This is a genomic window from Flavobacterium davisii (assembly GCF_019565505.1).
GTDB classification, from domain to species: Bacteria; Bacteroidota; Bacteroidia; order Flavobacteriales; family Flavobacteriaceae; genus Flavobacterium; species Flavobacterium davisii.
Window position 1 is genome coordinate 927,132 of sequence record NZ_CP067378.1, and the last position, 11,730, is coordinate 938,861.

Sequence of the window (11,730 nt, forward strand, 5' to 3'; positions counted from 1 at the left end):
AAGAATAAATCAATACTTTTTTGAAATCTGGGTTTAAAACAAATCAGGCTTGAAAAATTTCAAGCCTGATTCCAAAAAAATTATTTAACTAATATTTTGTAAACTGAATTTTCTGTCTGATATTTTTCTAGATTAATATAATACATTCCATTTTTCATATTGGTTGGTAAATAAATTTTCTTAGCGGTTTTATCAAATTTCAATTCGAATCGTTGACCAATAGTATTAACTAAAACAATTGTTTTTATTTCCTCATAATTTTCACATTCTAAATTAATTATTTCTTCATTTTGTGAAATATAAGTTGGATATACTTTACATTTTTCGTTAGTACTAATTGGTTGATTTAGATCTAATCTGGCCGATGCTGTTGTAATAGGACTATCTCCAGCATAACATGGGATATAAATTCGAGTAACGTATGTTCTGCCATCTCTCATTTTTAATGTGGAAGTTACATTCCCTCTCTTATTAAAAAGGCAATTCATTAAAAGGGTGCTTCTACTTTCTATTATTCCATCTGTTTCACCGGAGATAATAGGTTCTTGCATAATTTTGATCTGGGAATCCCATTTGATCCCAACTCCAAGTTACTTCTGATACATCTTTTCCTTTAACTACTTCACCATTGTTGTATTTCCACAAAAACTGATGAAAGCCCGGCCAATTATAGCTATAATCATAAATTAAATATGGGATTTCTCTTTTTTGTATTGTATATTCCTGAGAAGAAGTTTCAATCCATGCTCCTGATATACATTGGTAACTGGCTACTAATTTTATTTTATCACCATTAGCCCACTCAGATCCTTTTAGGGTATAACTAGATCTCCCATATCCTTCATAAACTCGCGCCCCGTTTTTTGTCCAGTAATAGTAAAAATTACTTGTTCCTCCTATTAAGTTAGCATTTAATGTTGTTGAATCGCCAGAGCCATACAGTGTACGAAATCCTGATATTCCAACTGAACTTGGCGAGGTATTCTCTTCTATAATATAATTTTGAGAAGATGTTTCAATCCAAGAACCTGACAAACATTGATAACTCGCTACTACTCTTATATTATCTCCATTTGACCACTCTGATCCTTTTAGAGTATACGTAGATCTTCCATATCCTTCATAAACTCGTATATCATTTTTAGTCCAGTAGTAATAAAAGTTAGCAGATCCTCCTGTAAGATTAGCTCTTAAAAGTAGCTCTTCTGAACTACATAATGAACGTAATCCTACAATTGTAACAGAACTTGGTGAAGTATATTTATTTAATGTGTATTCTTGTGAGGTCGTTTCAATCCAATTACCTGATGCGCATTGATAACTTACTACCATTTTTAATTTATCACCATTACTCCATTGATTACCTTGTAATATATAGGCTGATTTATCATATCCTTCTGACACACGTGTGCCATTTTTAGTCCAGTAATAATAAAATCTTCCTGAACCGCCTGTCACATTAGCTGATAAAGAAATATTTTCTGAATCACAAAATGCTCTTAAACCATTTACTGCAACAATACTTGGTGATTGATTTTTAACAATGGTGTATTCTTGTGAGGATGTTTCAATCCAATTACCTGATGCGCATTGATAACTCACAACCATTTTTAATTTATCGCCATTACTCCATTGGTTTCCTTGTAAGGTATAGGTCGATTTATCATATCCTTCTGATACTCGTGTGCCATTTTTTGTCCAATAATAAAAAAATCTTCCTGAACCTCCTGTTGTATTAGCAGATAAAGAAATAGCATCTGAATCACAAAAAGGTATTAATCCTGAAATAGCAATTGAACTTGGCGAACTGTTTTTTACTATTGTTGATTCTTGTGAATATAGGTTAGCCCATGATCCTCCTATACGAGTTAAATAATCTACTTGTAACTTTAATTTATCACCATGAGACCAGCCTGTATTATCTACTGTATAAATTGATTTATCAAATCCTTCTGTAATACGTTGACCATTTTTATACCATATATAATATAATCTATCACATCCTACTCCTCCTACTACATTTGCAGATATTCGATACGAAGTTTCACAACCGCTTAGAGTTCCTAATCCTGAGATAGTGATAGCGGTAGGGGCTGTTCGTTCATCTATTGTATATTCTGGAGATAGGACATCTACCCAATTACCTGCTACACATTGGTAAGCTATACCTACTCGCAATTTATCGCCATTAGACCATTGAGTTCCTTGTAGTGTGTAGGTTGCACGATCATAACCTTCATAAACTCGCGTTCCGTTTTTAATCCAATAATAGTAATAACGTCCTGTACCTCCTGTTAGTGTCAAACTCAAATTCAAGCTATCACTATCTAAAAGAGGATTTAAACCATTTACGACTAATGAACTTGGTGAAGTATATTTGTCTATCGTATACTCTTGTGATGCGGTTTCTATCCAATTTCCAGACAAACATTGATAACTCACAACCAATTTTAGTTTATCACCATTAGTCCATTGGTTTCCTTGTAAATTATAGGTAGACTTATCATATCCTTCTGATACACGTGTGCCATTTTTAGTCCAATAATAAAAAAATCTTCCTGAACCTCCTGTTACATTAGCCGATAAAGAAATAGAATCTGAATTACAAAATGCTCTTAAACCGTTTACTGCAACTGTATTTGGTGAACTGTTTTTATAAATAGTGATGTTTTTTCTTGGGCTGGCACAATTATTTCGTACAAATTCAACACTAAGAACATCTCCATTATTCCAATTATTAGATTGCAAATTAAAATCTTTACTGGTTTCCTGAGTAATTACATTATTTCTATACCATCTTATTTGATCTCCTTGATCAAAACCTGAAGTTGTAACAGAAGATTGTTCATTTGAACAAAACTGTATTGTTTCATTATTTACTATAGGGGTACTCGGAATATTCGATATCGTTATTGGTAAATCATAGGTAATAATTCCATCAAAAAAACCTGTTGCACACTGAACTTGAACTAATACTTTTAGTTTATCACCATGAGTCCAATCATTTCTATTTAATCTATAATTTCTCTTATCATATCCTTCAGCAATGCGAGCATCATTTTTTAACCATACATAATAAAACGATCCGTTTCCTCCTTCTGTCGTAACATTCAAATCAAGTCCTGATTCACAACTTCCTAAAGTTCTCAAACCATTTACAAAAATACTTGACGGACGAATATTTTTATTTATGGTATATTCTTGCGATGCGGTTTCTATCCAATTTCCAGACAAACATTGGTAACTCACAATCATTTTTAGTTTATCACCATTATCCCATTGGTTACCTTGTAACGTATAAGTCGAATTTTCGTATCCTTCGGATACACGCGTTCCATTTTTAGTCCAATAATAAAAGAATTTCCCTGAACCTCCTGTTACATTAGCCGATAAAGAAATAGAATCTGAATTACAGAATGTCCTTAATCCATTTACTGCAACAACGCTTGGCGATTGATTTTTAATAACTAAATACTCTTGTGAAAATACATCTTTCCACATTCCATTAGCACATTGGTATGTAACCACTGCTTTTAATTTATCTCCAGAAGAGCACTCATTACCTTTTAAGACATATTGTAATGCGTTATCCGATGATACTTTTACTCCATTTTTAGTCCAATAATAATATAAATTACCTGATCCTCCTGTTGTACTCATAGATAAATTAATAGTTTCTGAGTCACAAATAGGTTTTAACCCTGTCACTATAACGGAACTTGGCGAACTGTTTTTTACTATTGTTGATTCTTGTGAATATAGGTTAGCCCATGATCCTCCTATACGAGTTAAATAATCTACTTGTAACTTTAATTTATCACCATGAGACCAATTTGTATTATCTACCGTATAATTTATCTTATCAAATCCTTCGGTAACACGCTGACCATTTTTATACCATATATAGTATAAACGATCTAAACCTACTCCTCCTATTGTGTTTGCGGATACACGATAGGAAGTTTCACATTCACTTAATATGCCTAGTCCATTAATAGAAGTAGTTGTTGGATAGCTACGTTTATCTATTGTATATTCTGGAGATAGGACATCTACCCAATTACCTGCTACACATTGGTAAGCTATACCTACTCGCAATTTATCGCCATTAGACCATTGAGCTCCTTGTAGTGTGTAGGTTGCACGATCATAACCTTCATAAACTCGCGTTCCATTTTTAATCCAATAATAGTAATAACGTCCTGTACCTCCTGTTAGTGTCAAACTCAAATTTAAGCTATCACTATCTAAAAGAGGATTTAAACCATTTACGACTAATGAACTTGGTGAAGTATATTTGTCTATCGTATACTCTTGTGATGCGGTTTCTATCCAATTTCCAGACAAACATTGATAACTCACAACCAATTTTAGTTTATCACCATTAGTCCATTGGTTTCCTTGTAAATTATAGGTAGACTTATCATATCCTTCTGATACACGTGTGCCATTTTTAGTCCAATAATAAAAAAATCTTCCTGAACCTCCTGTTACATTAGCCGATAAAGAAATAGAATCTGAATTACAAAATGCTCTTAAACCGTTTACTGCAACTGTATTTGGTGAACTGTTTTTAAGAACGGTATGTTCTTGTGAAAAAAATTCTATTCGAGTACCGGATGCGCATTCATAAGATACTGAAGCTTTAATACGATCTCCATTTGACCATTCTCTAGGAATCAAGGCAAAAGCCGACATATCTGTACCTTCTACTAATTTAACACCATTTTTATACCATTTATATATAAATGTTCCACTACCTCCTGTAATATTCATACTTAAAGTTAAATTATCATCATTAGAACAGAAAGAACGTAATCCGCTAATCGTTATATCTGAAGGTGGAGTTTGTTTTTCTATTACTATTGATGCCTCTCTTGTTGTAGCAGGGTCTAGATCCGTGGAAACAATTAATTTTATTACATCACCATTATTTAAAACGGTTCCTGTAAAAGTAATATCTGGAATATTGACTGATTGACGGATATTATTAAGATACCATATATATTGATAATTAATAGCGGTATCTCCTATAATATTAGCTAAATATCTTTGAGTATCATTAACACATAATTTTGGATTACCTGATATTGCAATGGAAAAATTTGGTACAAATTTATAATCAACATTAAACTTGATTTTTTGTTGTTCTTGACCACTTATTGCTACATACATAGCATTATAATTGCCTGTTGCACTTTTTGAATTGATAACAAAATCATAATTACCATTTCTAAACGTTGCATTATTTAATACATTTTCATTTTCTGTAAAATTACCATCCTTATTAAAATCTAAATAAAATTTTGGTTTACCAAAAACAGATGATCCATTACTGTTTATTTGGGTTGAACTAAATGTATACGTTTCTCCTGATTTAAATGTGGTGTAATTAGATTTAGACATTATATCATAATCAGAGTATGATCCATAAGCCCCTACAAAACGTTTGTCATAAATTTTCGAGCCAGAAGAATCCGTAATTAAAATTTGATTAAATCGAGTTTTAAAAAGTCCTATTTGGAATGTTATTTCTTGTTTAGCTAAACTAGATGCCCCTACAAATTTTGACAAAACGGAATTACCAACTACAAAACATTCTGGTAATCGAAAATCATAGCGACCGTTTTCCAAACTACTATTCAATAAGACATCTTCATCATTTTGTAAAATACCATCTCCGTTTAGATCTATATAAAATTTAGGTTTACCAAATACTTGACTTCCATCATTATTAACTTGATTTGATATAAATTGATAGGTTTGACTTGCTGTGTAATTTACAATTGGAATAACTGTGCTTATATCATAATTAGCATAATCATTGTAAGGACTTGGAAAATTATAATTAAATAGAGAGATTCCATTTGAATCATTTATCCGAACGGAATTAAATCGTGTTTTAAGACCTAGCTGTACACGCAATTTGATTTCCTGTTTAGCACTTCCTGAAATAGCTATATATTTAGCTAATACTATATTGCCATAAGTTATTGATGAAGGTAGTTCAAAATTATATCCTCCATTTTGAAAATTACTATTTAGCAAAACATCTTCATTATTTTGTAAAACACCATCTCCATTCAAATCCATAAAGAATTTAGGTTTACCATAAGCATTAGTTCCATCTCCGTTTTGTTGGGTAGAAACAAACTTATAAGTTTCTCCTACTTTATAAAAACTGTACGTTCCTTGACTTGATAAATCATAATCTGAATATTCTCCATAAGTTCCAACAAAACGTTTATCATATATTTTTAAACCTGAAGAATCCGCAATCGTAATTTGATTAAATCGAGTTTTTAATAAACTTACTCGAAACAAAATTTCTTGTTTTGCATTACCTGCTATTGCTACATATTTGGCTAAAACATTATTATTGCTTACATAACATAATGGTAATTGGAATTCGTAACGTCCTGCTATCAAATTACTATTTAACAATAGATCTTCAGAATTTTGTAAAATACCATCTCCGTTTAAATCAATAAAAAAACTAGGTTTCCCGTAGGACGTACTGGAGTCACTATTTATTTGATTTGGTACAAATTGATACGTTTGACCTGCTGTATAAATTGCTACGGGTGCTACTGTACTAATATCATAATTTGCATATCCATTATACGGGGTTGGGAAGTTATATGTAAATAATGTTGCACTTGTTGCATCTTTTACTTCTATCTTTGTAAACTTAGTTTTTACTTCTAATTTTAATTTAAATAAGATCTCTTGCTTTGCACTATTAGATGAAGCATAAAAAAGGGCTTTAGTAGAGGCATTTCCTATAAAATTAGTTGGTAATGTAAATTTATATCGACCTGAAACTAATAGCGATCTAAACAATACATCCTCACTAGCTGCCAAAACACCATCATTATTTAAATCGATAAAAAATTTAGGTTTATTGTAAATATTTGTTCCATCATTATTCGTTTGAGCAGCTGAAAAATAGTAATCTATCCCTGAGCTTAAGGTCATTTGTGAAGTAGATCCCAAATCATAATCTTTATATTCGGTGTATGAATTAGTAAATATTATATTCGTGTTTTCTTCAATTCTTACATTGTTAAAACGTGTTTTTAGAGTATTATTACTAGATATGGGTACAAAACCACTTGGTATAGCAAATAAGCCTCCCAAACCTCCTAATACTCCAACTACAAACTGACCTGCTCCACCTATTGCACCTCCAATAGCGCCTCCAATAGCAACCAATGCTCCACCACCGGGACCTGGTTTAGGTGTGTTATCATAGGATTCATTTTCTTCTTGATTACATGATTTTATAAAATCAGCTTCCGAACGTTTATAACAAGTTCCTGTCGTTACAATTGCTTGATAGATACCTGAACTGGTTCCTGTAGCCGTTAAAGATTTGCTATTTTGCTGAACAACTCCATCTTTTATAAATTGAATACTAGCATTAGGATTTGAAGACAATAAATTCTGAAGCACATTTTGTTTACTAGGATCAGTAGCTTGTGCTGTTAAGGTAAAAGAGGCTACTCCTTTAGTAGGACAAACTTCTGCAACACTTTCTGATAAACTAATAGCGGGTATTTCTGAGTTGGGTAAATCTACTTTATCTGAATTACTAGGAGTCGATTTTAACCCCATAGATAACATTATTTTTTTTTCGGCGGAGGATATTTCTATTGTTCCTTCTTTGGTTATATTTAAATAACTATTTGTTGTAACATTTTTTACTGTATATAGTATATTTTTATTACTATCTCTAGTGAGTTCAAAAAGATCTGCTTGATCAATTACGGAACAAAGAACAGAACTTCCAACAAACTTCAAAGCGTATTTTTTATTAGACTTAGATATAATTTTTCGGCTAGCTGTGTCATAATAAAAAGCGAAATCTCCTGGTAACAAAACGGCTGGGTCTTGTTTGTATTCTTCTACAGTTGGTTTAAAGTTTGTTGCATTATTATCATTGTAACGCAAAAATTTTTTAAAAGTTTGATCTGATATAATGAAATAATTATTCTTTGAATTTTCTTTAACCTTTATGGCTTTGTAGTCGCTGTTTTTAAGAGATAATTCTGTGGCAATAGTCTTCTCCGTAACAGCACTTCCGGAAGTAGTAAATTTAGTCCATTCATAATCCGTAATATCAGGCGAAGGATTTTTAATTATAACGTTAAAGTTATCCTCACAGTCAGGTTGTGTAAAATCTAAAGAGATCTTTTTATCAGCTACTGTAAAAGCATAAGATAAAGTTTCTTTATTTGAATCTAAAGTTCTATTATTTAATTTATCTTTTATTGTAAAATAAAAAGTCCCGGGAAAGTTTATTTCTATCTTTTTACTTATAAAATCTCCTTTGCATTTTAGTTCCTGACTTCCTAATGTGATTTCTTTGCCATTATAGTTTAAAACCAAATCAAACTTTTGAGGATAATTATTGGGGGCTGTATCTTCTGCTTGAATGTTTATATAAGCGGGTTCAAATTGCCCCGGTACTAACTCCAAGTCAGGAACATCAAAATCTACGGTAGGCATGATAAATTTTCCAATGACGTCATATACGCTTCTAAATTTTTGAGAAGATTCAACTACCAAACCATCTGTATTAATAATTTTCACAAAGACCTCTGCATCATATTGACCAATTTCATTTAATCCTTTAGAAAAACAAACATCTCCTAAAAGGCATAAACCTGAATCTTTACTTAGTTCATAACTATTACCTGATTTTTTATTTGTCAAAACTGCTTTTACAAATTCTACCGTTTGTACTTTATTGTCCAGAGGGTTGGCTTCTTGTATAAAACCTATTTTAAATAAGTCTCCCACATTACCTTGTAAATTGGCCACATCCATATCAATCGTAACATAAGGAATAAAACCAGACATAACAATACTTAAAGGACAAGCTAACTGATTTCCTTTTAGCGATTCTCCTTTAACAATAAGTGTATAATGTCCTCTTGATAAAAACTCGGGAGAAATTTGCTCTACCGTATTTATTTTATCTACACCATTAGCGGCTGGTTTTTTAGGATTTTTAGCATCTAATATATAAGGCTGATAAATGTCTCCTTGCTGGGATTGTAAACTTAAATCTATATTTGCATTCAACCCAAACCCAAAATCTTCATCCATCCATGCTGCTGTTATTTTAGGTATATCACCACCGGGTAGTATAAAGGAATTTTATATATAGTTTCAGAACTAGCTCTTAATGTTTTTATGTCTTGAATAACTAAGGCGTTTTTAGCAGCGTATCTAAATAATTCTTCTCCATTACATTGCCCCCAACCTGATATATAATCAGGGCCTGGATCGCCTATATCTAATGCGCTATTTATTAAAGCGGCTTTAATTGTTGTAGCCGTGGGATATTGTCCATTATTTATTTTATATTCTTCTGAAAAAGCAGAAACAATAGAACTTACTAATGGCGTGGCAAATGATGTTCCCTCTTCTTTTTGAAAATTAAAATCAATCGTTTCGCCTTCTGCACAAATATCTGGCTTAATACGTCCATCTGTAGTGGGGCCAATAGAAGAATATTCTGTTACAGAATAGTATCCGGCATCATTCAATATACGAGTTGCACCAACAGTTATGAGGTTTTTCCCTCCTGCATAGGAATTAATAGAACCGTTTATTTGGGAAGGTTTTGGATATAAAACACCATTACTTCCGTAGGGAATTTTAATTTTTTTCCCCCTTTTGATCATCTACATAAATATCGGAGCCCAACTGTATTTTTGAGTCAATTTCATCAGCCCCTCTATGACCGTGATTTCCAGCTGCAAATAATAGAACCGCTTTGTTGTTGTTTAGATAAGAAAATTCATTATATTCTTTTTCTTTATAAGAAATATCTTTTAGTCTATCTAGATAATCATCTCCATTAAAACCTCCTCGCCAATAGGGTATTCCTTTTGAAACTGTCCATTGAAAAGGAGCTCCCCATGAACAATTAATAGTAAAAAATTTAGTTGGATCTTTTTTTAATTCATCTTTATAATCTTTTAATGAACCTATTCCTCCACTAATTGAATATTGACCTATTACATTATTATTAGTGTTTTTACCAACGAAAACACCTCGTTGAAATTTTGTAAGGTCACCACCCATCATTACGGCCGTAACATCCTCTGCGTGTTCATCTATAGCATGAACACCTCCTACTTCACGAAAATTATCTTTAAAATTTTTAAAATAATCCCGCGTCATATCGGCAAAACCACCTATTTCAGAAATAATAACAGAACCAAATGATTTAACACCATTAATATATTTAGCTATTTGCTCATTAATATAATCGTGTCCTAATGCGTCAAATCGTGATGCTTTATTAGCTTTTATTGTATTATTAATTAGTTCTTCATAAATGATTTTCCCATTAAGCGTATCCAAATTAGCTTTATTGGGAGCCTCTTTTATTAGATCGTATTCTTTTTGTATTTTTTTATCAAAAGCCTCTTTTTTAGATTGAATTGAATTCCACAAAACATTTTGTTGTGGCATGAATGGACCGAAAAAACCTGTTTCTAAAGTATTTGTCTGAATTTGAGAAAAAAGAGCTCCATTAAACAGTAAAAAAAATAAAATTTTATGTTTCATATTTAATTACATGTTTTAATCCCTGAACCAATAACTACTCCTTGAAATTCCATTTCACCACAACTTGTAAAGTTGCCGAATGCTTGAGTTACTTCAAATTTAAAAATGGCGGGGTTATTAATAGGTTGTGATAAATTAATAACTTTATCCATATTATCTGCAATCCAAGTAAATTCTCCGTTATTTCCGCCCGGTAAAGGGATAAAAACGGTGGGAGCATTGGCAAGACTATAGGATATATTAACTTTGGTAAAAATTCCATTTAATCCTAAACGCCTAGGTCTATAAATTACTTTACTAACACTAGAGCATGTGTTACTCAAATAAAATTGTAGAGTATTAGGCACTCCACTAACGGACCATTTAGAATGATACGCGGAGTTTATATCATCATCATAAGCATAATCTAAATTATTGGAGGATTGAACAGACTCTCCTTCAACAGTAGCAGTTGCATAAACTACTGGAACTTTAGATTGAGCTTGTAAACAAATCCCTGTAAGGGATATCAATAAATAAAAAAATAATCGCATACAAATTAGGTTAAATTTAGGTTAATTGGGATAGTTTAGAAGACAAGTGGTTATTACATTACGCGCTTTTAAATCTTCTATTAATGCTTTATCAATTTCTAAATACAAGTTATTTTCTGGAGTATTTACGGGAGCATTTTTTACAGGGAAACCTTGTAGAAACATATAATAAGCTAGTTGAACTATAGTCGTCGAATATTCTATATGAGGATTTATAGAGGCATAACTACATTTATCTTTTATATACATTTTAACTTCGGGTCTTAGCTTAGTACAGATATCCGTTAAACTCACAATTTTTTGCATCTGCTCTGTTCGTTTTGCATTTTCGCCTGGATCCATCCATTTAGCTTGCCTCAAATTTTCATTTGATCTTACGCCATCAGCAACATATTGTGGAACAACAGGATTTTCTTTTATTAGCGATTTATAATTAACAAAATCTTGAAGTAAGTTTTGGTTTACTGAAACATGAATTAATTCATGCAAAAGAGTGCCTGCGCTGTTTTTAGAATAACCAATAGTATAACTTTTAGGTAATCCAATTTCAGTATCATACTTACAAATTGTTGATCCTCCTTGTCTTGTATCTTCTCTATTTAAGGTTGTA

The 11,730-nt window shown here is 31.9% G+C and carries 6 protein-coding genes; all 6 read right to left on the reverse strand.

Annotated features, from left to right (window positions below; genetic code table 11):
- Positions 1-80: 80 nt before the first annotated feature.
- From JJC05_RS04705 to JJC05_RS04730, 6 genes are read right to left on the reverse strand one after another with little or no spacing between them, the layout of a single operon-like run.
- On the reverse strand, positions 81-551 hold the full coding sequence (locus tag JJC05_RS04705; RefSeq protein ID WP_235878375.1) for a hypothetical protein: 471 nt from the start codon (positions 549-551) through the stop codon (positions 81-83).
- A complete protein-coding gene (locus JJC05_RS04710) occupies positions 526-9,114 on the reverse strand; it encodes a hypothetical protein (protein ID WP_235878377.1) in 8,589 nt (2,862 codons plus the stop codon). Before JJC05_RS04710 ends, JJC05_RS04705 begins: the two co-directional genes overlap by 26 nt.
- Positions 9,115-9,125: 11 nt before the next feature.
- The gene (locus JJC05_RS04715; RefSeq protein ID WP_235878378.1) at positions 9,126-9,695 is read right to left on the reverse strand and encodes a S8 family serine peptidase; all 570 of its coding nucleotides are present in this window, start codon (positions 9,693-9,695) and stop codon (positions 9,126-9,128) included.
- Positions 9,670-10,587 (reverse strand): hypothetical protein, encoded by a 918-nt coding sequence (locus JJC05_RS04720; RefSeq protein ID WP_235878379.1) that lies wholly within the window; start codon positions 10,585-10,587, stop codon positions 9,670-9,672. The genes JJC05_RS04715 and JJC05_RS04720 overlap by 26 nt, the downstream gene beginning before the upstream one ends.
- 2 nt (positions 10,588-10,589) lie before the next feature.
- Complete coding sequence (locus JJC05_RS04725; protein WP_127823710.1) at positions 10,590-11,120, reverse strand: discoidin/SUN/FTP domain-containing protein; 531 nt, start codon at positions 11,118-11,120, stop codon at positions 10,590-10,592.
- Positions 11,121-11,141: 21 nt separating this feature from the next.
- Positions 11,142-11,609 (reverse strand): hypothetical protein, encoded by a 468-nt coding sequence (locus tag JJC05_RS04730; RefSeq protein ID WP_235878381.1) that lies wholly within the window; start codon positions 11,607-11,609, stop codon positions 11,142-11,144.
- Between the last annotated feature and the right edge of the window lie 121 nt (positions 11,610-11,730).

Coding starts and splice junctions, on each gene's coding strand:
- JJC05_RS04715 (WP_235878378.1), bottom strand. CDS start 9,695: ATGATCAAAAGGGGGAAAAAAATTAAAATTCCCTACGGAAGTAATGGT.
- JJC05_RS04725 (WP_127823710.1), bottom strand. CDS start 11,120: ATGCGATTATTTTTTTATTTATTGATATCCCTTACAGGGATTTGTTTA.
- JJC05_RS04705 (WP_235878375.1), bottom strand. CDS start 551: ATGCAAGAACCTATTATCTCCGGTGAAACAGATGGAATAATAGAAAGT.
- JJC05_RS04720 (WP_235878379.1), bottom strand. CDS start 10,587: ATGAAACATAAAATTTTATTTTTTTTACTGTTTAATGGAGCTCTTTTT.
- JJC05_RS04710 (WP_235878377.1), bottom strand. CDS start 9,114: ATGGATGAAGATTTTGGGTTTGGGTTGAATGCAAATATAGATTTAAGT.